This is a genomic window from Nocardia sp. NPDC004604, assembly GCF_040609795.1.
GTDB lineage: Bacteria > Actinomycetota > Actinomycetes > Mycobacteriales > Mycobacteriaceae > Nocardia.
In genome coordinates, this window is the sequence record NZ_JBEXLC010000042.1 from 38,261 (window position 1) to 60,763 (window position 22,503).

Consider the following 22,503-nt stretch of genomic DNA (forward strand, 5'->3'; position numbering starts at 1 on the left):
TCGCCCCCGCACGATCGCAATCGTGGCGGGGGCGAATCGTATTCGACGCCAGGTGATTACCGGGCGGCGCCATCCTTGACCAGCGAGCCGTCCTTGCCGAACGTTTCGGCATCGATGATCGAATCCGCCTGCTGTTTGGCCAGCAGATCCCGGATCTCGATGAGCAGTTCGACCTCGGTCGGCTCGGCCACCTTGGCGGTGCCGAACCGGTTCTTCAGGGTCTTCATCGGCACCATCAGCACGAAGTACAGGACCGCGGCGACCATGACGAAGTCGATGAGCGAGGTGATGATCGGCCCGACCGCGATGAAGGTGGCGGGTTTATCGGCGGCCAGCTGAATGCCGAGCCCCAACTCATTGGTCTTGCCCATGACCGCGAGTAATGGATTGATGATTCCCTTTGTCACCGCCGTTACGACCGCGGTGAACGCGGTGCCCATGACCACCGCGACCGCAAGATCGATAACGTTCCCGCGCATCAGGAAATCTTTGAAACCCTTGAGCATGAGCCGAACAACTCCAATCTGGTCTATATGTGTTTCAAACTCGCGATGCTAACCGCCGCCAGCGATCGGGGCGAATTTACAGCTATCGCGACCGCTCGAATCCAGATGGAGTATCGCCGATTCCGTCAGCCGCGGCGCGCGAAGCGACCCGGCCCGGCCTGGTCACGGGGCTTGACGATGATCTGGTCCAGGTTCACATGTGACGGTCGCGACGCGACGAACCCGATGATCTCGGCGATGTCCTGGGCGACCAGCGGGTCGATGCCCTCGTAGACCTTCGCGGCGCGCTCCGCGTCCCCGGCGAAGCGGACCAGCGAGAATTCGGTTTCGACGGCGCCGGGCGCGATTTCGGTGAGCCGCACCGGCTGGCCGAGCAATTCGCCGCGCAGTGTGCGGTGCAGCACCGCCTGGGCATGTTTTGCCGAGGTGTAGCCGGAGCCGTTGTCGTAGGCCTCGAAGGCGGCGACCGAGGTGATGGTGACGATGAGGCCGTCGCCGGAGGCGATCAGCTTCGGCAGCAGCGCCTTGGTCACCCGCAGCGTGCCGAGCACATTGGTTTCCCACATCCAGCGCCAGTCGTCCAGGTCCGCCTCGGCCACCGGGGCCAGGCCCTTCGCGCCGCCCGCATTGTTGACGAGCACATCGGCGCCGTCGATCGCATCGTTGAACGCGCGCACGGAGTCATCCGAGGTCACATCGAGTTCGAGTGCGGTACCGCCGATTTCGTCGGCCAGGGCCTGCAGTCGGTCGAGCCTGCGCGCACCGACGTACACGTGATAACCCTGCTTGGCGAGTTCCCGGGCGGTGGCTTCCCCGATTCCCGAGCTGGCTCCGGTGACGACGGCGGTGCGAATGCTCATATTGCCGATCCTATGCAGTCGCCGCGCTCCACATTTGCTGGCGAGCCCGGCTGTTGCCCGGATCACGCCCCGGGCTCGGGCGCTACTAGCCTCGGGGCATGGCTATTCGGGATGCGGTCAGTGCGGACGGAACGAACATCGTCTATCGGGTCAGCGGCCCGGCGGCGGGCAGGCCGCTGGTGCTGGTGCACGGTTGGTCGGCCAACCTGCAGTGCTGGGGTGCGGCCGCGGACGAACTGGCCGAGCGCTTCCGCGTGATCGCCGTCGACCTGCGTGGTCACGGCTACTCCGACGCACCGGAGACCGGCTACGACGATCCGAAGAACTGGGCCGCCGATATCGCCGCGGTGCTGGCGGCCGAGGGCGTCGAAACCGGGGCGGTGCTGCTCGGCTGGTCCTACGGCGGCATCGTGCTCACCGATTACCTGACCGCGTACGGCACCGGCGCGGTCGCGGGTGTCATCTACTCGGGTTCGATGGCCAATATCGGCCGAGCGCCCGGCGCGGAGACCGGTTCGGCCATGCAGGAGGCCATGCCCGGCGTCTTCGACGAAAGCGCCGGACGTGCGGTGCGCGCATTCGGTGCCTTCGGCAACGCCAATACCGGGCCGGGCCCGGATAAGGGTGTCGATGCGCAGCGACTGTTCGGGGCGAGCCTGTGCACACCGCCTCGGGTGCGCAAGGCGCTGTTCTACCGCACCGTCGACAACACCGAAACGCTGCGCACCCTCGATATTCCGGTGCTGGTCCTGCACGGAACCAAGGATCCGGTGGTGCCCATCGAGAACGGCCGCTACATCGTCGACGCCGTGCCCGATGCCAGCGCCTCGTTCTGGGAGGACGCGCAGCACGGGCTGTTCATCGAGGATCGCGCCCGGTTCGTCGCCGAGGTCGGCGCGTTCATCGACGAGCTGAATTAGCCGTCCGAAATTCGCTGGCGCCGCGGGCCCGGCTCGAACAGACTTGGTTCCGTGCTCTAGCCGGGCGAATAGTCGCACCGGCGGATGAGAAGCCGCACGAAACGCTGTGACAGCCGTCACTTGGCTCGGATACGGCGTCTGAGTTCGGCAATGCACCGTGCACTATGGAAGTGTGAGTCAACGCCCGGACCTACGGCCCAATCGGATTGCCGTGCTATCGGTGCACACCTCACCACTTGCTCAACCGGGTACCGGTGATGCGGGCGGCATGAACGTCTACGTGCTGCAAACCGCCATTCAGCTGGCCCGACGCGGCACCGAGGTCGAGATCTTCACCCGGGCCACCTCCTCGAATGTTCCGCCGGTTCAGGAGGCGGCCCCCGGGGTCTTGGTGCGCAATGTGGTGGCCGGACCGTTCGAGGGACTGGATAAGCGCGATCTGCCGACCCAGCTGTGCCCGTTCACCGCCGAGGTGCTGCGCCAAGAGGCCAGACATCTGCCCGGCCACTACGACCTCGTCCATTCGCATTACTGGCTCTCCGGTCAGGTCGGCTGGCTGGCGCGCGACCGCTGGCGGGTGCCGCTGGTGCACACCGCGCACACGTTGGCCGCGGTGAAGAATGCGGCGCTGGCCGAAGGGGACTGTCCCGAACCTGCGACCAGGGAGATCGGCGAGAAGCAGGTGATCGCCGAGGCCGATCGGATGGTCGCCAATACCGCGGAGGAGGCGCGTCAGCTCGTCGAGCTGTACGGTGCCGATCCCGAGCGCATCGACGTGGTGCCGCCCGGTGCGGACCTGACCCGCTACCGTCCGGGTGAAAAGGCCGCCGCCAGGGCCGAATTGGGCCTGCGCGCCGACGAGCAGATCGTCGCGTTCATCGGCCGCATCCAGCCGCTCAAGGCCCCCGATGTGCTGGTCCGAGCCGCGGCCGAACTGCTGCACCGGAATCCGGCGCGCAAGCTGCGGGTGCTCATCGTCGGCGGACCGTCCGGCACCGGACTGGAGCGTCCGGATGTGCTGATCGAACTCGCCGCCGCGCTCGGCATCGCCGACCACGTCACCTTCCTGCCGCCGCAGCCGCCGGACCGGCTCGTCCAGGTGTACCGGGCCGCCGATCTGGTCGCGGTGCCCAGCTATAACGAATCGTTCGGGCTGGTCGCCATCGAGGCCCAGGCCAGCGGCACCCCCGTGCTCGCGGCCGATGTCGGCGGACTCGGCACGGCGGTGCGCAATGGCGAGACCGGTCTGCTGGTGCCCGGACACCAGACGCCGGACTGGGCCGACGCCCTCGGCCACCTGCTCGACGATGCCGGGCGACTACACCGGATGGGTCTGCACGCGGTCGAGCACGCCGCGCACTTCTCCTGGGAACACACCGCCGACGGACTGCTCACCAGTTATTCTGCGGCGCTGGCCGATTTCCGCGCGATCCGCTCGGGTTTCAGTGCCCGCCGCAGCCTGGTCCTCGATAGCGCGCGGGCCGAACCGCCCGGTGAACGGGCTAGCCTCGCTGGTGAACGCAGTGCCGCTCTCCTCGGCGAGAGCAGTCAGGCCAGATCGCGGGCGCTGTGGCGGCGCCGGACGGGAGCGCACCGATGAGTACGGCCGCGACCGCGCAGCTGATCGACGAAACGCTGCGGGACCGGGAGATCGAGTACACCCACCCGAGCCAGGACACCTTCGTCGTCATCCTGCCCGGCGAGCGCAAGCTCAAGACCACCGTCATGCTCACCGTCGGCAAGCACGGCGTGCGGATCGAATCGTTCGTCTGCCGCAAGCCCGATGAGAACTTCGAGGGCGTCTACAAATTCCTGCTGCGGCGCAACCGCCGCCTCTACGGTTTGGCCTACACCCTGGACCGGGTCGGCGATATCTACCTGGTCGGCCGCATGGCCACCCACGCCGTCACCCCCGACGAACTGGACCGGGTCTTCGGCCAGGTCCTCGAGGCCGTGGACGCCGACTTCAACACCCTGCTCGAACTCGGCTTCGCCGAGTCCATTCGGAAGGAATGGAAGTGGCGGGTCTCGCGCGGCGAATCACTCGAGAACCTGCGCGCCTTCGAGCACTTGGTCGAAGCCGCGGACCAGCCCTGAGCGATCGCGCACCGACACGTCCGGTGTAGGCGACAATCGCGCTGTGGCGCATTGTGTGAATGGGCCGCGAGGTATAGGAGGCCGCACGACGATGATGGTTCTTGCTCTGGATATCGGTGCCACGAAGTTCGCCGTCGGCGTGGTCTACGCGGGTCGGCAGGTGCGCGATGTGCGACGCGTCGACGTGCCTCGCGAAGCGGTGTGGTCGGCCTGCCGCGAGCTGTTGCGCGAGGTGGCGGGAGATGCGACGGTCTCGGCGATCGGAATCGGTTCGGCCGGACCCGTCGATGTGCGCACCGGTATGACCAGTCCGCTGAACATTCCGGAATGGAAGTGGGGCTTTCCGATCGTCGCCGAGGTACAGCGGCTCTTTCCTTCCGCCGCGGTCCGATTCGCCATCGACGGCGCCTGTCTGGCCTTGGCCGAACATCATGTCGGTGCGCTGCGCGGGGTGCCGAACGGGTTGGCGATGACGGTCTCCTCCGGCATCGGCGGCGGCATCATCGCCGATGGCCGGGTGGTGCTCGGTCGCACCGGCAATGCCGGGCATGTCGGCCATATCGTGGTGCCGGGCTGGGATGTGCCGTGCGAATGCGGCGGCGTCGGCTGTGTGGAGGCGATCGCCAGTGGCATGTCATCGGTGCGTTGGGCGCGTGAGCAGGGCTGGCGCGGCGAAACCGGCGCCGGACTCGCCAAGGCCGCGCACTCCGGTGACGAGATCGCGCTCGCCGCGCTGCACCGGGCCGGAACGGCGCTCGGCACGGCCATCGCCTCCGCCGCGTCGACCCTCGATATCGATCGGGTGGTGATCGGCGGCGGCTTCGCGCAGTCGGGTGAACCGCTCTGGGAACCGCTGCGTGCGGCGCTGATCCGGCACGCCGGATTGGACTTCCTGCACGACCTGCGGGTGGTGCCGTCCCGAATCACCAACGGCGCCACCCTCGTTGGCGCCGGCGTCCTGGCCGCGGGGCACGATACCGCCGACGCCGTCTCCTGAGTGGTCGGTTGACCGGCGGGAACGGGTGCGAGCGCGGTTCGCGCGCATGCCAGAATGGCGGGCATGACGTACACCCTCGTGCTGCTGCGCCACGGCGAGAGCGAATGGAATGCCATGAACCTGTTCACCGGCTGGGTGGATGTGCACCTGACCGATAAGGGCATGGCCGAGGGGAAGCGCGCCGGGGAACTGCTGGCCGAACACGGCATTCTGCCCGATATCGTCTACACCTCCGTGCTGCGGCGCGCGATCAGCACCGCGAATATCGCGCTGGACGCCGCCGACCGGCACTGGATCCCGGTCGTGCGCGACTGGCGCCTGAACGAGCGCCACTACGGCGATCTGCAGGGTAAGAACAAGACGCAGGTCCGCGACCAGTACGGCGACGATCAGTTCATGCTGTGGCGGCGCAGCTACGACACCCCGCCGCCGCCGATCGACCCGGCGAACGAGTACAGCCAGGAGGGCGACCCGCGCTACCAGGGCATCGACGTCCCGAAGACCGAATGCCTGCTCGACGTGGTGAACCGGATGGTCCCGTACTGGGAGTCGACCATCTCCAAGGACCTGCTCTCCGGCAAGACCGTCCTCGTTGCGGCACACGGCAACTCGCTGCGCGCACTGGTCAAGCACCTGGACCAGATCTCCGATGACGATATCGCGGGCCTGAACATCCCCACCGGCATCCCGCTGCGCTACGAGCTCGACGAGAACCTGCGCCCGGTTCGCCCGCGCGAATACCTCGACCCCGAGGCCGCCGCCGCGGGTGCCGCGGCCGTCGCCAGCCAGGGCGGCAAGTAGGTATTTCCTTCGGCTGAGGCCGACGACGCGCCGCGACCGGCATCGGTCGCGGCGCGTTGCTGTTTCCGGCTGCCGCGCGGTCGGGTGTCCGTGCGCCGAGTTTCGTCAATATCCCGGTGCGGGGGAACCCGGGCTGGTAAGCCGAATCCGGCCCGAGCGTGCACTTCTCGCGCATTCATGCTCGAACCCGCGGGGTATGGGCGGGGGTGCACGCTCGGACCTGGGCCACTCGGCCCTAGTCGGCCACGGCGAATGCCGCCGCCAGTGGCGGGAAGATCGCGCGGGCATCCGCACCGGCGAACCAGAGGCCGACGGTGAATACCGAGGTGGCCTCGAGGTATTTGGCGCGATGCAGTCCGCCCGCCGAAATCGGTTGCAGCTCGAGATCTTCGGCGAGCACTGCGACCTGTCGCACCGCGTCCGCGTTGTCGCCGCAGATCGGGACCGCCAGCCTGCTGTTTTCGAAGACGCGGCTCTCCGATTCCCACACCTCGGCCGCACAGACATTGAACGCCTTCACCACATGCGCATCCGGAACCGTTGCCGCGATGCGTGCGGCGACCGCGTCCTCGGACAGCACGAAGGCCAGCACCCCCTCCGGCGCGGCCGCGTCCGGCAGGAACGCATTGGTGCAGTCGATCACCGTTCGTCCGGCGAGTGAGCCGCCGATTTCGCCGAGCACTTCGTCAAGGGCACTTACCGGAAGCGCGAGCAATACGACCGCCCCGAATTCGGCCGCCGCGCCGATACTTTCGCCGCGTGCCCCGTGCCCGATGGATGCCGCTAGCTCGTCCGCTGCCACGCGGGACCGCGCACCGATGACGACCTCATGTCCGGCCGCGGCCCAGCCGCCACCCAGTGCCCTCGCCATCGCTCCGGCCCCGATGATTCCGATTCGCATACCAACTCCTAGCTCGGGATGTATTCGGAAGCGACGCTAGGGATTCCGATAGGCACCCGAAGGTGCGCAATAGCGGTGGCAGGCTGGTGTCATGACGGTCGAATCCGCACAGCCGGTGGAATTCGCGCCATACGGCGATTACGAGGCCGACTGCCCGGCCCGACTCGGTGTCGACCTGTTCGGCAACCGTTGGCTCACGGTGATCGTGTACATGCTGCGCGATGGCCCGATGCGTCCCGGCCAACTCCGCGCGGCCATCGGCGGCATCAGTCAGAAGATGCTGACCCAGACCCTGCGCCGGATGGAGTCCATGACCCTCATCGAGCGCCACCGCTACGCCGAGGCCCCGCCGCGGGTGGAGTACGAGCTCACCGAAGCCGGACGCGACCTGCTGACCCCGATCTATGCCTTGGGTGAATGGGTGGACAAGCACGGTCGTGCGGTAGGCGCGGCGCTGGCGGGCGAAGACGACTGATGCTCGCGGCGGCGGGGGGTAACAACTCGTAAACGATCGGCTAACAAGGCTCGAAGTACCCATGACCTGCGCGAAACTTCACGTACCCCGAGTTGGGTTGTCGGTCGGCGACCGTACGATTCAAGGGTGAGTGTTCCCCAGGCCGTCCTTCTGGCAGTCCTCGCGGCTGTCGTCGGCCTGGCAGTCGGCGGGCTACTTATCCCGTTCATGAACGCCAGGCAGGCCGCCCGCAGGCAGGCAGATTCCGGCCTCACCATGTCCCAGGTCCTCGACCTGATCGTGCTCGCGTCCGAGAGCGGTATCGCCGTCGTCGACGAGTACCGCGATGTGGTGCTGGTCAACCCGCGCGCAGAGGAGCTGGGCCTGGTTCGCAATCGGCTGCTCGACGAGCGTGCCTGGGCGGCGGTCGAGAAGGTGCTCGCTACCGGCGAGTCCGCCGAATTCGATCTCACCGCCAAAAATCCGATGCCCGGCCGCAGCCGGATCGCCGTGCGCGGAGTGGCCAGGCAGCTATCGCGCGAAGAAACCAGCTTCACCGTGCTGTTCGCCGACGACGATTCCGAGCAGGCGCGGATGGAGGCCACCCGTCGGGACTTCGTCGCCAATGTCAGTCACGAACTCAAAACCCCCGTCGGCGCGATGAGCCTGCTGGCCGAGGCCATGCTGGAATCGGCGGAGGATCCCGAGGCGGTCCGGCACTTCGGTCAGCGGGTACTCGGCGAATCCCGGCGCCTGGGCAAGATGGTCACCGAGTTGATTGCGCTATCGCGGCTGCAGGGTGCGGAAAAGCTGCCCGAACTCGAGGTGGTGGACGTCGACACGGTGGTGATGCAGGCGGTCGACCGCTCCCGCACCGCCGCCGAGGCCGCTGGCATCACCGTCAGCACCGATCGCCCGAGCGGACTCGAGGTGCTCGGCGACGAAACGCTGCTCGTTACTGCGCTGTCCAATCTGGTGGAGAACGCCATCGCGTACTCGCCGACCGGCTCCCATGTCTCGGTGAGCCGCTCACTGCGCGGCGATCACGTCGCGATGGCGGTGACCGATCGTGGTATCGGCATCGCCAAGGAAGACCAGGAGCGGGTGTTCGAACGCTTCTTCCGATCCGATAAGGCACGCTCGCGCGCCACCGGCGGTACCGGGCTCGGCCTGGCTATCGTCAAACACGTGGCAGCCAACCACAACGGTGAAATCACCCTGTGGAGCAAGCTGGGCACCGGGTCGACGTTCACCCTGCGAATACCTGCCCACCACGAATCCGGCGGCGAGGAAGAGGTCGACGGCGCCGTGGTGAGCATGAGAGAAATACACCCGCGCCCCACGGGGCCGGGTAGACCAAATGGTGTGGAGGCACGCAGATGACGAGTGTTCTGATCGTCGAAGATGAGGAGTCGCTGGCCGATCCGCTTGCGTTCCTGCTGCGCAAGGAGGGCTTCGAGGTCACCGTGGTCGGTGACGGACCATCCGCGCTCGCCGAATTCGACCGCTCCGGTGCCGATATCGTGCTGCTCGACCTGATGCTGCCCGGTATGAGTGGCACCGATGTGTGCAAACAGTTGCGTACTCGCAGTGGTGTCCCGGTGATCATGGTGACCGCGCGTGACAGCGAGATCGATAAGGTGGTCGGTCTGGAACTCGGCGCCGACGACTACGTCACCAAGCCGTACTCCGCACGCGAACTGATCGCCCGCATTCGGGCGGTGCTGCGCCGTGGCGCTGGCGATGAACTGGACGGTGGCAATGAGAGCGGTGTGCTCGAGGCCGGACCGGTGCGGATGGATGTCGACCGCCACACCGTGCATGTCAACGGCAGGCAGGTGACCCTGCCGCTCAAGGAATTCGATCTGCTCGAGTACCTGCTGCGCAACTCCGGCCGGGTGCTGACCCGCGGCCAGCTGATCGATCGGGTCTGGGGTGCCGATTATGTCGGTGACACCAAGACCCTCGACGTCCACGTCAAGCGGCTGCGCTCGAAGATCGAGGGCGATCCGGCCAAGCCGGAGCATTTGGTGACGGTGCGCGGCCTCGGTTACAAGCTCGAGGCCTGATCGGCGCCAGCGAGGCGTGCCAGCCGTACGGATCGTCCGCCGCGCAGCGGTGGCGCATGGCGTACGGCGGCGAATTACCGCGAATTGATGACGGGCGCAGCCGCCGAGGCCCCGACAACCTCGGCTGCACGCTACGTCAGGGGGAAATCAGGGCAGGTAAACCCAGGTGGGGCCGAGGCCGGGGAGGTCGTTCTTGCGCAGGGTGATCCAGCCGAGATCGTCTTCCTGCATGCAGTCGTAGACATCGGCCGCGCTGGTGCCGCGGCAGGCGATGGTGCGGCTGATGCCATACGGGCTCATGATCAGGTTCTTGCCATTCGCCTGGGCGTTGATCGCCTCGGGGGTGTTGGCGGGCAGGAAGTCGGCGGTGAAATCGGCGTATTTGGCCGGGTCACCATTGGGTTCCGCGTGTGCGGCCCCGGTCAGCGCGACGGTGGCACCGAGCGCGATGGTGGTCAGGGCGAGTGCTTTCTTCAACATGACCGCACATCCAACCCCATCCGGGTAAAGCTCGCATGGCGGGTAGGTGAATCGCCCGCTATGCAAACCTCACGCTCATCCGCCTCCCCGAATCTTTTGCCGGTCGTCGGTGCCGCGAGATCACGTCGCGGGCATCCGGTCGGGTGCGTGACCGGTCGCTGGGCGTGCCCGACGAGTTACCCATGTGCCCCCTAAACGCATATCCGGCGGCCATTTGCCATCTACTCGTCAAGAATCCGGCCGACGTGTTCGTGGGCGGGTGCTGAATGACGCGATGTGTTTTGGTTTCGCCTGGTTGGACGGGGCCAGCGAGGAGGGCATATATGGAGGCCCTACCGGTCCGGTGCTCGAGCAAACACCGCAGGCCCAGTACCGACCGATCGCTTCACCACGACTGAGCCTGCGGCGTTTCGACCAGTGTCCAAACTTCACATTCCGGGACCCCGGTCTCATCCCAGCGCACTGCCACGCCGAGGTGATATGTCAGCGGCGGTGAAGAAACCTCCGTCACGTGATGGCGATCCGACCGTACCTAGGTAGTGGTCTGGAGAAACTCGTTCCTTGCCGATGCGCGCTGTTCACCTATGCGACGACGGTAAGAGGTGTCGGCGGGCATGGGCGTCCGAGTGGAGCGTTCCACCGCGCGGTTGATGCCCATGCGCGACGATCGCGACCCCTGCGGTACACAACGACGTGGAGCCGAGTCGGGCAACGAAGCTCAGTGGGGTCGCGGTCATCAACTGGATACGAGTGGCACGAGTGCCGGGCTCGGCTTTGCGAGCGAGCTGCGGCGAACATACCCATCCGGCTGGCGCAGGTGGTTGTCTGCGGTAGTCGGTAGAAGCGGAACTGACTTCTATGACGACTGCACTATTACCTCTTGCCTACGGGTACTTACGTGATGACTTGATCGGTGATCGCGACGGCGATTCGGGTGAAGACACGTTGCGGGCCGCTGCCCGCTCGCTCGGCTACGAGCTGGGTACCGTGTTCCACGAACCGCTGCCGGAGACCGCAATGCTTCCGCCAGCGTTCGTCGATCTGCTCCAGGAATGCCGCCGCGCCGCGGCGCACGCGGTGATCACACTGCAAGGGCACATGTCGAACATGTCGGTGTCCCGGATGGTCCTGCAGGCAGTCCTGCAAGTGCGCGCCGAGGCCATCGTCCACGAAGTCGGGTAACGACTAGTTCCGGGTCGGCTGCCTCGAAACTCGATCGGCGGGTGCTGGGGAACCGATCGCCTGCTGGCCGGAAACAGCCCCGGACCAGGCACGGATAACCGATTCCGCGTCCGCGACACCGGCCGGCTCACCCACCTCGTCGCCACACACCGCGCGACGGCGCTGCTTCCGAGTCCGCGGCAGGTCAGGTGCCACGCAGCCCGCTTTGCCTTAGGGTCCCGGATGTCGAAGCGACCACCGCGGCCCTGGCCTGGCTGCCCGACGCCGACTCGCCGGTCGGTCTTGGCGGCCTTCCTATGCCATGCCCTCGGCATCGCATCCGCTGCCGATATCGACCCGATATCCCGGCAGCAAACCTCTGAGCCGCCGATCCAGCCCAGAAGATCGCGGACAGACCCGGGTCCCTGGTCCGGGGATTGCATCGTGGTAATCGAGTGGCAACCGGGCTAAATTTGGGGATATGCCAGCAGGATATCGAGATGGTTCGGCTGGCCTGCCAGCGCCGGCGATCGGTTTCGTCGGCCGTGAGCGTGAGTTGGACCGGATCGGCGGTTTGCTGCTCGGGCCCGCTCGGTTGGTGACGCTGACCGGTTTGGGAGGAATCGGCAAAACGACTCTCGCCGAAGAGGCGGTACGCCGTTTGCGCCGTGCTCGGCGCGCGCCGGTTTTCTGGGTGCGGTTGGCGCGGCTAGCGCGAGATTCGGAGGCGGCGGCAGTGGCAGAAGCTGTCGCCGGGGCGGTGCTGTCCGCCGGTTTCGGAGGGCCCTCGGAGTGGGACGGGGTGCTGGCTGCGCTGACTATCCGCGACGGGGCGGGCCGCGACCTCCAGTCGGTGCTGGTGCTGGACAACTGTGAGCATGTGTTGGCAGGTGTCGGGCCTGTGATCGCCAGGTTGCTGGACGAAGCACCCGGGTTGACCATCGTGGCCACGAGTCGGGAACAGATCGGCTGGATCGATGAGTATTTGGTCGAAGTGAGTCCACTGTCGACCGACCATTCGCTGGAGCTGTTTCAGCAGCGAGCAGAGATGACCGGCCACTCGATCACCGGGCCCGCACAACTGGAAGTGGTCCGCCGGATATGCCGGCACTTGCACGGAAACCCCCTGTACATCCGGCTCGCGGCAGCGCGGATGTTTTATGAGCCGTTGCCGATGATCTTGCACCAGCTGAGCGGCGACGCCGACGACACGCGCATACATTGGGCGCACGGTCCGCGGGTGGGTATAGACAAACATCACCGCACCATCAGCGACGTCATCGGCTGGTCCTACGAGCTGTGCTCCGAGAAGGAGAAACTGCTCTTCGACCGGCTTTCGGTATTCGCCCCAGGCTACGATCCGACCCTGGACACTGCGGACACCGCGGCGACAGCCGTCGGGGCCGACTTGGAAGCGATCGAAACGGTCTGCTCCGACGACACCCCCGGCTGCGATGTCTGCCTGGAACGGGGGGAGATACGCGGACTGCTGGACCGACTGGTGGCGCGGTCGCTGGTGTCAGCGCACATCACGGCAGCGTCGGTGCGGTACTCACTACTGGAGAGCCTGCGCATGTTCGCCAGGGAGCGCCTTGTCGACCGGTCGACAGCTGAAACCGACGAACCTGCCCGCCTCGCCCGTCGGCACCAGCAGTATTACCGAGACAAGATCGCGTATGCGCAAACACACTGGTGCAGTCCAGCCGAGCAGGCGCTGATGGATTGGGCACGTGGAGCATGGGACAACATCCAACTGGCGATCGAGACTTGCCTGAATGCGCCCGACGAGTCCGAAGTCGGCCTCGAAATCGCCACCGGTCTCATCGGGCTGCGCACACCTTTCGTCGCCGGCTCGCTGTCGACCGCCCGCCGGTGGGACGAACGCGCATTGCACCGCACCCTGCCCCGAACCAAACGCCCCACCGGTCTGCAGATCACTGCGATGGCCCAGATCGCATGGATCGCCCTGTGGGAAGGCCGCCGCGATCAGGCCGAACGCATGCTCGATCAAGCAGTCGCCGCCTGCATACCCGAGCCCGATACTCGACGCCGCTGGCGCCGAGACCCCGACACAGACCTCGGTCTGCCGGCCATTGTCGAATTCGCTTGGGGCCTGGAACTGATGACCGTCCAGGCAGACCCGCAAGCAATAACTGTGTTCTCGCGTGCCCGCGAGAAATACCGCGCGCAAAGCGACGCAGGCGGTGAAGCGCTGTCCTCACTCTTCGAAGCAATCGCCGCGGTTATCCTGGGGTCACGACGAGAAGCGCTCGAGATCGCGGACCGCCACCTCGAACACATCACCGAGGCCGGGGCGATGTGGGCGAAGTCCTGGGCTGAGGTCGTGTGGGCGATCGCCCTGATCAAATACGAAAGCTTCACCGATGCACTGCCATTCGTGCGCAGAGCACTCCGATATCAAATCGATGTCTGCGACCACTGGGGTGTCATCTTCGCCGCGACGGTGTACGTCTGGGGTACAGCGCATCTGATCGCCGACCTCACGTCGGCGGGCAATACCGACAAACGTCGGCTCACCGCCCTAGCGAGCGAAATCGGTCTGATCGTCGGCGGGGTAGCTACCCTCCGGGCACGCCTGGGGGTAGAGAATGACGGGCTCATCCCGGCTTCGGATGAGACCGAGAGCGCAATCAGGATCGCAAGTGACCTGATCGGCGCCAAAGGCTTCGCCGCAGTGCAGAAGCGCGGTTCCCAGCTTCATCCCGAACGCAATGAAGTACTGCAGGTGGCGGCGGGGACACTGCCCATCGAAGCGATCTTATCGGCGCATTCGGCCGTAACGCCGACACCCTCGCATTGGCAAACCCTCACTGAAACCGAACAAGAAGTTGCCATACTGGCGGCTGCTGGTTGGATGAACAGCGCCATCGCTGCACGCCGCGGCACCTCCACCAGGACCGTCGACGCACAAGCATCATCTGTTCTCCGGAAATTGGCTGTCGCCTCCCGCGACGACATCATCCGGTTCATTCCTGCGGACATGATCGAGCGAGTGAAGGCTGAACGCGCGCGCCGACCCCGGCGACCACATAAGCAATCGCGTCCACGCCCCTGACCCTCAGAGTGCAAGGGGCACGTCGGCGTGTGGCTGGTGCCGTCGCACGTACGATTTGCGGAGTACGGGGGAGGTGTTGCCGAGCTGGTCGGCGACATTGATGACGCCGAGTCCGGCCGAGATGCCCTCGGTGCCAAGGTGTTTGTGCAAGCTGTGGGATGTGACCCGTCGGGGAGCCCGAGCGCGGTGGCTAGGGCGCGAACTACAACAGGGGCAGGATTTCAATGTATCCGCAGCTCAGAGGGCTCACGGAACCAAGACACCCAACGCTGACAACTCTTGACAACGACATCCATCGCGCACTATTTCGATGCGAGTACATGGAGTTACCCATGTATGCACGAAATCAACTGTCGCCTCGCGGGCGATTGCGTATGTCACGCTGACTGGTCTGTGATGTTCGCTTCGGGTTTCATCCGATTCGCGTGCACGGTCGCCGGGTGGATCGCGATGAGTCCGAGCCCCTCCCGGCGTTTGCAGTGCCTGGCCAGTTCCTCATAGGCCGGTACGCCGAGCAGTTCCTTCAGTTCGGGAGCATAGGACTGCCACACCGGACGGGCTCCGACATGCGCGTCGGGGGAGCCGGAGCAGTACCAATCCAGGTCCTCACCGCCGGGACCCCAGCCGCGCCGGTCGTACTCGGTGATGGTGGTCTTCAGGATCTGCACCCCGTCGGGGCGTTCCACCCAATCCTGGGTGCGCCGGATCGGCAGCTGCCAGCACACATCCGGCTTCACCTCGAGCGGTTCGATGCCCTTGCGCAGCGCCATGGTGTGCAGTGCGCAGCCGACGCCGCCCGCGAAGCCGGGCCGGTTCAGGAAAATGCAGGCGCCGTCGAATCGGCGGGTGCGCAGTGCAGGCTCGTCCTCCAGCTCGTCGAGCTCGAGATAGCCCTTCTTGGTGATCTTGCCCTCGGCGTCGGTCGCCTCGTCCATCAGCTGCCAGTCCTGCGGTGTGAGCATTTTCACAGCATTGGTCAGGCGCTTGCGATCGTCCTTATCGGAGAGGAATGCGCCGTGCGAGCAGCAGCCGTCATCGGGGCGGTCGCTCAGAATTCCCTGGCATGCCGGAGTGCCGAAGACACACGTCCAACGCGACAGCAGCCACGTCAGATCGGCGACGATCACATGCTCGTCGTTTGCTGGATCGACGAACTCGATCCATTCCCGGGGAAAGTCGAGATCGACCTCCGGTGCCGGATCGATCTTCCCCGCTGGTCGGGGTCTCTTGGCGCCGCTCACGACTGCGCCTCGCTGGCACTCGGCTCCGTCGTGCGCGGCGCCGCGCTGTGCTTGCTGGTTCGCTCGCTGCGCTCACTCATTGCTGCGCCTACCGTCACACTCAGGACGCTAACAGCTCAGTCGCCTGGTCTAAAGTGCCGGTTCACCCAGTACCGTGTTCATGTGCGGCTTGGGGTTCTCGATGTCGGAAGCAATACCGTTCACCTGCTCGTGGTGGACGCCCATCGTGGCGGTCACCCGATGCCCATGAGCTCGACAAAGGCCACGTTACGGCTATCGGAGAACATGGACGGCCAGGGCCGCATCACCGTCCAGGGTGCCGAACGCCTGATCGCGACGGTCGCCGAATTCGCCAGCATCGCCGAGACATCCAGATGCGTCGAGTTGATGCCGTTCGCTACCTCCGCGCTGCGCGAGGCGACGAACTCCGACGAAGTCCTGGCCGGGGTCCGGGCCGAGACCGGTGTCGAGCTGCAGGTGCTCTCCGGTGTCGACGAGGCGCGGCTGACGTTCCTCGCGGTGCGCCGCTGGTACGGCTGGAGTGCGGGGCGGATCCTGAATCTCGATATCGGCGGCGGCTCACTGGAAATGACCAATGGCGGTGACGAGGAACCCGATGCCGCACTCTCGCTGCAACTCGGCGCCGGACGGTTGACGAGGGAATGGCTGCGTGAGGATCCGCCGGGTAAGCGTCGCGTCGCGGTGCTGCGCGATTGGCTCGACGCGGAACTGGTCACGCCGACGAAACAGCTGATGGAGTCCGGTAAACCGGATCTCGCGGTGGGGACATCGAAAACCTTTCGGTCCCTCGCCCGGCTCACCGGAGCGGCACCCTCTTCGGCCGGGCTGCGGGTGCGCCGTACACTCACCAGCTCAGGTCTGCGCCAACTGATCGCCTTCATCTCGAGAATGACGGCGGCGGACCGTGCAGAATTGGAAGGCGTAAGTTCCGATCGGTCACAGCAATTGGTGGCTGGCGCATTGGTCGCGGAGGCGAGTATGCGGGCACTATCGCTGGATACCCTCGAGATTTGTCCTTGGGCACTGCGCGAAGGGCTCATCTTGCGCAAACTGGATACCGATATGAACGGTGGACCGAGGGCCAGGGCATTGCCGGGTGTCGTCGTGGACGCCGGTGGTAAGCCGGTGCCCGGCGGCGGTATATCGGGCCCGATCGAAACGGTGTCGTCATGAGTGAGGATTCCAAGCAGCTATCGGTTGCCGAGCTGCTGGCACGCAACGGTGCGCAGGGCGCGGCCTCATCCGGTGGCGGTGGTCGGCGGCGGCGGAGTGGCCGCGGCATCTCGGTAGCCGAGCTGACCGGTGACCTCCCGGCCATTCCGGCCGGCGGCGGTGGCGGCCATTCGGCGCATGCCGCACCCGAGGCCGCTGAGGAACCGGCATACGAACCACCGTCGTACGAACCCACCGGGTATGACGCTTCCGGCTACCGGTCCTCCGGATTCGAGTCCGGCGGCTACGGCTCCGCCGGGTTCGAAACGTCTGCGCCCGAACCGGTTTCGTATGCCGCGCCGGAACCGGCGTCGTATCCCGCGCCGGAACCGTATGCACCACCGGCGCCCGAACTGCCCAACTACTCGCCGATGTCGGGGCCTATCACCACATACGACCCGCTTTCGGCCTATGCCGCTCCGGACGCCGATCCATTGCCCGAACCCGGATGGTCCAGCCGGGTCATGCCGGGGCGGGAAATGCCGAGCCGGGATGTGGCGCCATCGCGGCACTCGGCTCCCGCGGATCCGTTGTCGGCACCGCTGTCGGATCCCTATGCGCCGGCGCCGGACCCGTACGCGTCGCCGCTGTCGGATGGCGCATCCGCTGCGGGCTCCGGACGCACCGGTCGTCGCCACCGGCACGCGGAACCGGTGGAGGAGACCACCGAGGTCCGGCCGCTGCACGATATAGGCCGCAGCACCGGCCACCGTGCGGATGCCGCACCCGCCCCGCAGCAGAACGGATCGCGAACCGGTGGCCGAGCCGCCCGGCGGCGCGCCGCGGAGGCCGAGGCCGAGGCGGAAGTCGGACCTTCGACCGCGTGGTCACCGTCCACCAATGGCTTCGCGCCCGAGTCGGCGCCGCTGCCGCTGCCGGACGGTCCATCGAGATCGCAGGCTCCCGACCGAGCCGCGAATCGCGGGGTCGATCCCGAATCCGAGCAGCGAAGATCCGCACGCCGCGACGGTTCGCGCGGACCGGCCGACGGCGGTCTGCCCGCGTGGTCGGCGCGAAGACATGTGCCACCCAACAACAGCGCGCCCGAATCCGGTGGCATCCCCACCGCTGCGTGGTCACTGGCCAGTCAGGATCAACAGCTCGTCTCCGGCCAGACCGTGGCGGGCGACCTGCTGCGCGACGGTGTCGAACGGGCCGAGCGCGCCGATGCCGAGCGTGCGAACGGGCGCGGCCGGCGTGGCCGATCGAAACGTGACGCGGGTCCGGCACCTACCGATCTGGCCGATGGATATGACGGTCGAACCGATGTGTACGAACCGTTCTCGACAGGCGATGCCCTCGACGATCACGACGCCGATTACGACGACGATTACGACGACGATTACGACGTTGACTCGGATTCGGAACATTCGCGTGCCGCATCGTTCCCGCGCCGCTCACGCCGAGGACGGAAGGCGGAGTACGACGCCAATCGACGCCAGTGGATGATTCTCGGCGGTCAGAGCACGGGCGCGGCCGTCGCCGGAATGTTGCTGTTCAAGGGCTTCGAGCGGATGTGGGAAATGCTTCCCTGGGTGGCGCTGTGCCTGGCGATGATCGTGATCCTCGGGCTGGTGGCATTGGTGCGAATATTGCGGCGCACCGATGACATTCTCAGTACGGTGATCGCCGTCGTCGTAGGCATCTTTGTCACGTTGGGACCGCTAGCCTTTCTTCTCAGTACGAACTGAGCAGGGAGCAGCTGTGGGGAACATCGGGCAGGCGAACGACATCAGGGCGGACAGCGCGGAGCGGGGGCCCGCGCCGGATCATGACGTGCATACCGAACCCCACCCGCTCGGCGGGCCCGGTGGACAGCAGATCCTCGTCGGCCTCTCGACGGCCTCGGTGTATCCGCAGAACACCGAGGCAGCCTTCCGGTATGCGGCCGAAATCGGTTACGACGGAATCGAATTGATGGTCTGGGCCGAACCGGCCAGTCAGAGCATCGCCACAGTCCAGGCCTACTCCCGCAAATACGACATACCGGTCCTGGCCATCCACGCACCGTGCCTGCTGATCTCCCAGCGGGTATGGGGTTCGGATCCGGTGGCCAAACTCGAGCGCAGCGTGCGCACCGCCGAGGCGCTCGGCGCCGGCACCGTGGTGGTACATCCGCCGTTCCGCTGGCAGCGCCGCTATGCGCAGGGCTTCGCCGACCAGGTCGCGGAGTTGGAGGAACACAGCCACGTCATCATCGCGGTGGAGAATATGTTCCCGATGCGCGCGGACACCCTCTTCGGTCGCGGCGCCGGTTCGGCGAAGCGGCTGGAGCGCCGCGGCGGGCCCGGACCCGGGGTGACCGCGTTCAGCCCCTCCTACGATCCGACCGATACCGGATTCCGGCACTACACCCTCGACCTTTCGCATACCGCGACCGCGGGCGCCGACCCGCTGGCGCTGGCCGCGCGGATGGGTCACGGCCTGGCCCACCTGCATCTCGCCGACGGCCGCGGCGCGGCGCACGACGAACATCTGGTACCGGGCGAGGGCACCCAGCCGTGCGCCGAGCTGTGCGCGACCTTGATCCGATCCGGTTTCGCCGGGCACGCGATCGCCGAGATCAACACCCAGAACGCCCGCACCACACCGGACCGCGCTGGCATGCTGCACCGCACGCTGGCCTTCGCCAGACAGCACCTCAACGCCCCCGCGCCAGCGCCGAGGCACGCGAACCGCGTTTGATCCGACACAGAGCTGCGGATCCGGCACCGAGGTGTGATCTTGCACCGATCTCCCGGCAGAGGGGAATTCGAACCGTGATCCGCCTCGTTTACGCTGTACGAACGCCGCGAGCCGCTTTTGCGGCCGACCGACGATAGGAGTGACGATGCCGGAGCTGACCGCCGATCTCGAGCGAACCGCCGCTAGCGGTGTCGCTTCCAGCGACCCGCAAGCAGTCGCCAGCAATGCACCTTTCAGCCGGGTGGTCACCCTGACCGAACTGCTGGCGGCAACTCCCGAAACCGGCCGCTACCTCGGCTTCATCGATAAAATCTGGACCATCGGCCCGAAGGTGCACGGTGGCACCATGGTCGCGACCAGCGCCGCTGCGGCGACCCGCTGGCTGCGCGCCTCCGATCCGGCCCTGGTGGCAATGGCCCCCATCTCGGCGAGCTCCGATTTCCTCGGTGCCCCCGAACCGGGTGAGGTGGAATACGAGGTGCACATCAGCAAGGTGGGTCGACAGATCTGCCTGGTCGATGTGAACCTGATCCAGCAGGGACGCAAGCTGGTGCGCACCGCCTTCACCTTCGGCCACCTCGATGACGTCGAGCCGGTCTTCGCGCGGCAGCACGGCGATATGCCGGTCGAACCGCCCGCCGATGCGATCGGGTACCAGGGCTCGTCGATGGGCAAGCTCGTCCATGTCGCCCAGGGTGCCGACCTGTACCTCGACCGTTCCTGGGCACCGTTCCTCGACGGCGAGAAGGGTGAACCGCGCCTGCGTCTTTGGATGCGTCCCTTCGACGGCGATCAGCAGGACCTCGATGTCGCCATGTACTTCGCCATGATGTCCGCCGATATGAGCCCGCCGGTTCCGGTCAACCTGGGCCACTTCGGCTGGGCCCCGACGGTGCAGATGACCACCTACCTGCGCCGTCGGCCTGCGCCGGGCTGGCTGCGAATCATCGCGACCAGTCAAGAGGTCGGCGGCCGCATGTTCGACGAGGACCAGCTGGTCCTGGACTCCACCGGTGCGGTCGTGGCGCAGAGTCGCCAGCTCGCGCTGGTGCCGCAGCAGCGGTAGCACGGGTTTTCCGCACCGGCACCGGTTCCCCAGCGCCGAGGCGATATTGCCGCGCGATTAGCCTCTAGTCCTATGACGAGAGTTGCGGTGATCGGTGGCGGTCGCATCGGGGAGGCGTTGATCGCCGGGTTGCTGGAATCGGGACGGGCGGCCAGGGATCTGGTCGTGGTGGAGACGCATCCGGATCGCGCCGAACTGATCGGCGACCGGCTCGGTGTACGGGTGACCGATTCGATCGCCGACGCGATCGTCGGTGCGGATGTCCTGGTCATCGCGGTCAAGCCGGGTGATGTGGATACCGTCCTTACCCAGTTGGCCAAGGCCGAACTCGACAGCGACCGGGATCAGATCCTGGTGTCGCTGGCCGCGGGTGTGCCGACGACGCGCCTGGAGAACAAACTGCCCGCCGGATTTCCGGTGGTGCGGGTGATGTCGAATACCCCGATGCTGGTCGGCGAGGGCATGAGTGTGCTCGCACCGGGCCGCTACGCCCGCTCCGAACAGCTGGCCCAGGTGACCGAACTGCTCGCCGCGGTCGGCAAGGTGGCCACCGTGACCGAGGCGCAGATGGATGCGGTGACCGCGGTATCGGGCTCCGGACCCGCGTACTTCTTCCTGGTGGTCGAGGCCATGATCGATGCCGGTGTCGGACTCGGCCTGGCCCGCGATGTCGCCACCCAGCTTGTGGTGCAGACGATGATCGGCTCGGCCGCGCTGCTCGAGGAGTCCGGGCAGACTGCCGTCGAGCTACGCGCCGCCGTGACCTCTCCGGCGGGCACCACCGCCGCCGCGGTGCGTGAATTGGAGCGGGGCGGGGTGCGCTCGGCCTTTCTCGAGGCATTGCATGCTGCCAAGCGCAGGTCGGCGGAGCAGGGCGCGGGCGATGGGCCGGGCGGCGGTAGCGCAGCGTGACCACGCAGGGCCCCGGGAGTGCCGACACGGCGCGCGACCGGCCCGGAGGCGGTAGCCTGCCCGTAGGGGGGTAGTACGGGGTGACCGAAATCAAACTCAGCGCATATTCATGGTGACCGGTCGGTTCCCTGCATGTAAACCTGATTTCTCACACCCGTCGCAGTAATCCCACTGGTCCCGCTAAGCTTCAAGGAGCACGTGCGTGTCTGTTCCGCCGGTGGGGAAGCTGGCGGCGCGGACGTGCCGGAGGTCAGTGGTGCAATGATGTCTAACAAGATGTCTGCAAATAGCTCAGGGACGTCGCCAGGTAGCTCAGGACCATCGGGCGGCCGGGCCGGTTCCCGGACGCAAGGCGGCTCGGCGTCTCCGACGCAATCGGTGCTCGGCGGTGGTACACAGTTCCTCACCGTCGCCGAGGTGGCGAATCTCATGCGGGTATCCAAGATGACCGTCTATCGGCTGGTGCACTCGGGTGAGTTGCCTGCCGTGCGGGTCGGTCGCTCGTTCCGGGTGCATGCCAAAGCGGTCCACGACTACCTGGAGACGTCCTACTTCGACGCTGGATGAGGCGATTTCATCCGCTTGTCGGTGTCCCGGTAGGATGAACCCTCGGTTCGTGTGCGCCTGCCTGGCGGCACCGCTTTGTGGTGTCCGGTGCCTGCTGGCGGCGCGGACGCTGAAACAGGCGTACGTGATTGGCGTGCGCGCCGAGTAGAGAGAACGCGAGGACAACCCTATGGGTTCTGTGATCAAGAAGCGCCGCAAGCGCATGTCGAAGAAGAAGCACCGCAAGCTGCTTCGCCGCACGCGTGTTCAGCGGCGCAAACTCGGCAAGTAAGAAGCGTAGCGACTGCTTGCAGGTCGCTCGAAACGGTCAGCGCGTTAGCTGGGAGGCCCGTCACCGATTGGTGGCGGGCTTTTCTTTTTGAAACAGCGAGTTTTGAAAGTTGCTCGTGTTTCGGGTGACTGAAGTCATCGTTAGAACCTGGTTAATAATCCCGGCTCGATCGTGACGACAACCTGAAGGCCACCGTCGATATGTCC

Annotated in this window: 23 protein-coding genes; 17 read left to right on the plus strand and 6 right to left on the minus strand. The window is 66.1% G+C overall.

Features of this window, described 5'->3' with window-relative positions; all coding sequences use genetic code 11:
• Positions 1–56: 56 nt before the first annotated feature.
• Both mscL and ABZW16_RS17335 read right to left on the minus strand, forming a co-directional pair.
• Positions 57–506 (minus strand): large conductance mechanosensitive channel protein MscL, encoded by a 450-nt coding sequence (mscL, locus tag ABZW16_RS17330; RefSeq protein WP_354956899.1) that lies wholly within the window; start codon positions 504–506, stop codon positions 57–59.
• Positions 507–631: 125 nt separating this feature from the next.
• Positions 632–1,366, minus strand: coding sequence for an SDR family NAD(P)-dependent oxidoreductase (locus tag ABZW16_RS17335; protein ID WP_354956900.1), 735 nt, complete (start codon positions 1,364–1,366; stop codon positions 632–634).
• Between the two features lie 98 nt (positions 1,367–1,464).
• Here ABZW16_RS17335 and ABZW16_RS17340 point away from each other — a divergent pair, with 98 nt between their 5' ends.
• The 5 genes from ABZW16_RS17340 (at position 1,465) to ABZW16_RS17360 (ending at position 6,181) form a co-directional block, all read left to right on the plus strand.
• Complete coding sequence (locus ABZW16_RS17340; protein ID WP_354956901.1) at positions 1,465–2,286, plus strand: alpha/beta hydrolase; 822 nt, start codon at positions 1,465–1,467, stop codon at positions 2,284–2,286.
• Between the two features lie 172 nt (positions 2,287–2,458).
• A complete protein-coding gene (gene mshA, locus ABZW16_RS17345) occupies positions 2,459–3,886 on the plus strand; it encodes a D-inositol-3-phosphate glycosyltransferase (RefSeq protein ID WP_354956902.1) in 1,428 nt (475 codons plus the stop codon).
• Entirely contained in the window at positions 3,883–4,383 is a 501-nt protein-coding gene (locus ABZW16_RS17350; RefSeq protein ID WP_354956903.1) for a YbjN domain-containing protein, read from the plus strand. The genes mshA and ABZW16_RS17350 overlap by 4 nt, the downstream gene beginning before the upstream one ends.
• A 91-nt stretch (positions 4,384–4,474) precedes the next feature.
• A complete protein-coding gene (locus ABZW16_RS17355; protein WP_354956904.1) occupies positions 4,475–5,380 on the plus strand; it encodes an ROK family protein in 906 nt (301 codons plus the stop codon).
• Between the two features lie 54 nt (positions 5,381–5,434).
• On the plus strand, positions 5,435–6,181 hold the full coding sequence (locus ABZW16_RS17360; protein WP_354956905.1) for a phosphoglyceromutase: 747 nt from the start codon (positions 5,435–5,437) through the stop codon (positions 6,179–6,181).
• 235 nt (positions 6,182–6,416) lie between these two features.
• Here ABZW16_RS17360 and ABZW16_RS17365 read toward each other — a convergent pair whose 3' ends face one another.
• Positions 6,417–7,082: an NAD(P)-binding domain-containing protein gene (locus tag ABZW16_RS17365; RefSeq protein WP_354956906.1), complete on the minus strand. Its 666-nt coding sequence runs from the start codon at positions 7,080–7,082 to the stop codon at positions 6,417–6,419.
• A gap of 91 nt (positions 7,083–7,173) precedes the next feature.
• Here ABZW16_RS17365 and ABZW16_RS17370 point away from each other — a divergent pair, with 91 nt between their 5' ends.
• From ABZW16_RS17370 to ABZW16_RS17380, 3 genes are all read left to right on the plus strand, one after another.
• The gene (locus ABZW16_RS17370) at positions 7,174–7,557 is read left to right on the plus strand and encodes a helix-turn-helix domain-containing protein (RefSeq protein ID WP_354956907.1); all 384 of its coding nucleotides are present in this window, start codon (positions 7,174–7,176) and stop codon (positions 7,555–7,557) included.
• Positions 7,558–7,683: 126 nt separating this feature from the next.
• Positions 7,684–8,919: an ATP-binding protein gene (locus ABZW16_RS17375; protein ID WP_354956908.1), complete on the plus strand. Its 1,236-nt coding sequence runs from the start codon at positions 7,684–7,686 to the stop codon at positions 8,917–8,919.
• A complete protein-coding gene (locus ABZW16_RS17380) occupies positions 8,916–9,605 on the plus strand; it encodes a response regulator transcription factor (RefSeq protein WP_040696229.1) in 690 nt (229 codons plus the stop codon). Before ABZW16_RS17375 ends, ABZW16_RS17380 begins: the two co-directional genes overlap by 4 nt.
• 147 nt (positions 9,606–9,752) lie before the next feature.
• Here the strand turns inward: ABZW16_RS17380 and ABZW16_RS17385 are convergent, their stop codons facing one another.
• Positions 9,753–10,085 (minus strand): hypothetical protein, encoded by a 333-nt coding sequence (locus ABZW16_RS17385; protein ID WP_354956909.1) that lies wholly within the window; start codon positions 10,083–10,085, stop codon positions 9,753–9,755.
• An 858-nt stretch (positions 10,086–10,943) separates the two neighbouring features.
• On the opposite strand from ABZW16_RS17385, the gene ABZW16_RS17390 reads away from it, so the two are divergent.
• Both ABZW16_RS17390 and ABZW16_RS17395 read left to right on the plus strand, forming a co-directional pair.
• Positions 10,944–11,267, plus strand: a complete 324-nt coding sequence (locus ABZW16_RS17390) for a hypothetical protein (protein ID WP_354956910.1) — start codon at positions 10,944–10,946, stop codon at positions 11,265–11,267.
• Between the two features lie 460 nt (positions 11,268–11,727).
• Positions 11,728–14,322: a LuxR C-terminal-related transcriptional regulator gene (locus ABZW16_RS17395; RefSeq protein WP_354956911.1), complete on the plus strand. Its 2,595-nt coding sequence runs from the start codon at positions 11,728–11,730 to the stop codon at positions 14,320–14,322.
• Between the two features lie 3 nt (positions 14,323–14,325).
• Here the strand turns inward: ABZW16_RS17395 and ABZW16_RS17400 are convergent, their stop codons facing one another.
• The gene (locus ABZW16_RS17400) at positions 14,326–14,472 is read right to left on the minus strand and encodes a hypothetical protein (RefSeq protein WP_354956912.1); all 147 of its coding nucleotides are present in this window, start codon (positions 14,470–14,472) and stop codon (positions 14,326–14,328) included.
• 227 nt (positions 14,473–14,699) lie between these two features.
• On the minus strand, positions 14,700–15,563 hold the full coding sequence (locus ABZW16_RS17405) for a hypothetical protein (RefSeq protein ID WP_354956913.1): 864 nt from the start codon (positions 15,561–15,563) through the stop codon (positions 14,700–14,702).
• A 162-nt stretch (positions 15,564–15,725) separates the two neighbouring features.
• Between ABZW16_RS17405 and ABZW16_RS17410 the strand changes: the two genes are divergently transcribed.
• From ABZW16_RS17410 to ABZW16_RS17440, 7 genes are all read left to right on the plus strand, one after another.
• The gene (locus ABZW16_RS17410; protein ID WP_354956914.1) at positions 15,726–16,757 is read left to right on the plus strand and encodes a Ppx/GppA phosphatase family protein; all 1,032 of its coding nucleotides are present in this window, start codon (positions 15,726–15,728) and stop codon (positions 16,755–16,757) included.
• Positions 16,754–18,487: a hypothetical protein gene (locus ABZW16_RS17415; RefSeq protein WP_354956915.1), complete on the plus strand. Its 1,734-nt coding sequence runs from the start codon at positions 16,754–16,756 to the stop codon at positions 18,485–18,487. Before ABZW16_RS17410 ends, ABZW16_RS17415 begins: the two co-directional genes overlap by 4 nt.
• A gap of 85 nt (positions 18,488–18,572) precedes the next feature.
• Positions 18,573–19,481, plus strand: coding sequence for a sugar phosphate isomerase/epimerase (locus tag ABZW16_RS17420; protein ID WP_354956921.1), 909 nt, complete (start codon positions 18,573–18,575; stop codon positions 19,479–19,481).
• Between the two features lie 145 nt (positions 19,482–19,626).
• On the plus strand, positions 19,627–20,547 hold the full coding sequence (locus ABZW16_RS17425; protein ID WP_354956916.1) for a thioesterase family protein: 921 nt from the start codon (positions 19,627–19,629) through the stop codon (positions 20,545–20,547).
• Between the two features lie 72 nt (positions 20,548–20,619).
• Positions 20,620–21,459 (plus strand): pyrroline-5-carboxylate reductase, encoded by an 840-nt coding sequence (gene proC, locus ABZW16_RS17430; protein ID WP_354956917.1) that lies wholly within the window; start codon positions 20,620–20,622, stop codon positions 21,457–21,459.
• A gap of 378 nt (positions 21,460–21,837) precedes the next feature.
• The gene (locus ABZW16_RS17435) at positions 21,838–22,026 is read left to right on the plus strand and encodes a helix-turn-helix domain-containing protein (RefSeq protein ID WP_040696222.1); all 189 of its coding nucleotides are present in this window, start codon (positions 21,838–21,840) and stop codon (positions 22,024–22,026) included.
• Positions 22,027–22,195: 169 nt separating this feature from the next.
• Positions 22,196–22,297, plus strand: a complete 102-nt coding sequence (locus ABZW16_RS17440) for an AURKAIP1/COX24 domain-containing protein (RefSeq protein WP_003402602.1) — start codon at positions 22,196–22,198, stop codon at positions 22,295–22,297.
• The last annotated feature ends 206 nt before the right edge of the window (positions 22,298–22,503 follow it).

Coding starts and splice junctions, on each gene's coding strand:
- mscL (WP_354956899.1), bottom strand. CDS start 506: ATGCTCAAGGGTTTCAAAGATTTCCTGATGCGCGGGAACGTTATCGAT.
- ABZW16_RS17335 (WP_354956900.1), bottom strand. CDS start 1,366: ATGAGCATTCGCACCGCCGTCGTCACCGGAGCCAGCTCGGGAATCGGG.
- ABZW16_RS17340 (WP_354956901.1), top strand. CDS start 1,465: ATGGCTATTCGGGATGCGGTCAGTGCGGACGGAACGAACATCGTCTAT.
- ABZW16_RS17350 (WP_354956903.1), top strand. CDS start 3,883: ATGAGTACGGCCGCGACCGCGCAGCTGATCGACGAAACGCTGCGGGAC.
- ABZW16_RS17355 (WP_354956904.1), top strand. CDS start 4,475: ATGATGGTTCTTGCTCTGGATATCGGTGCCACGAAGTTCGCCGTCGGC.
- ABZW16_RS17360 (WP_354956905.1), top strand. CDS start 5,435: ATGGCGGGCATGACGTACACCCTCGTGCTGCTGCGCCACGGCGAGAGC.
- ABZW16_RS17365 (WP_354956906.1), bottom strand. CDS start 7,082: ATGCGAATCGGAATCATCGGGGCCGGAGCGATGGCGAGGGCACTGGGT.
- ABZW16_RS17370 (WP_354956907.1), top strand. CDS start 7,174: ATGACGGTCGAATCCGCACAGCCGGTGGAATTCGCGCCATACGGCGAT.
- ABZW16_RS17380 (WP_040696229.1), top strand. CDS start 8,916: ATGACGAGTGTTCTGATCGTCGAAGATGAGGAGTCGCTGGCCGATCCG.
- ABZW16_RS17385 (WP_354956909.1), bottom strand. CDS start 10,085: ATGTTGAAGAAAGCACTCGCCCTGACCACCATCGCGCTCGGTGCCACC.
- ABZW16_RS17390 (WP_354956910.1), top strand. CDS start 10,944: ATGACGACTGCACTATTACCTCTTGCCTACGGGTACTTACGTGATGAC.
- ABZW16_RS17395 (WP_354956911.1), top strand. CDS start 11,728: ATGCCAGCAGGATATCGAGATGGTTCGGCTGGCCTGCCAGCGCCGGCG.
- ABZW16_RS17415 (WP_354956915.1), top strand. CDS start 16,754: ATGAGTGAGGATTCCAAGCAGCTATCGGTTGCCGAGCTGCTGGCACGC.
- ABZW16_RS17425 (WP_354956916.1), top strand. CDS start 19,627: ATGCCGGAGCTGACCGCCGATCTCGAGCGAACCGCCGCTAGCGGTGTC.
- proC (WP_354956917.1), top strand. CDS start 20,620: ATGACGAGAGTTGCGGTGATCGGTGGCGGTCGCATCGGGGAGGCGTTG.
- ABZW16_RS17440 (WP_003402602.1), top strand. CDS start 22,196: ATGGGTTCTGTGATCAAGAAGCGCCGCAAGCGCATGTCGAAGAAGAAG.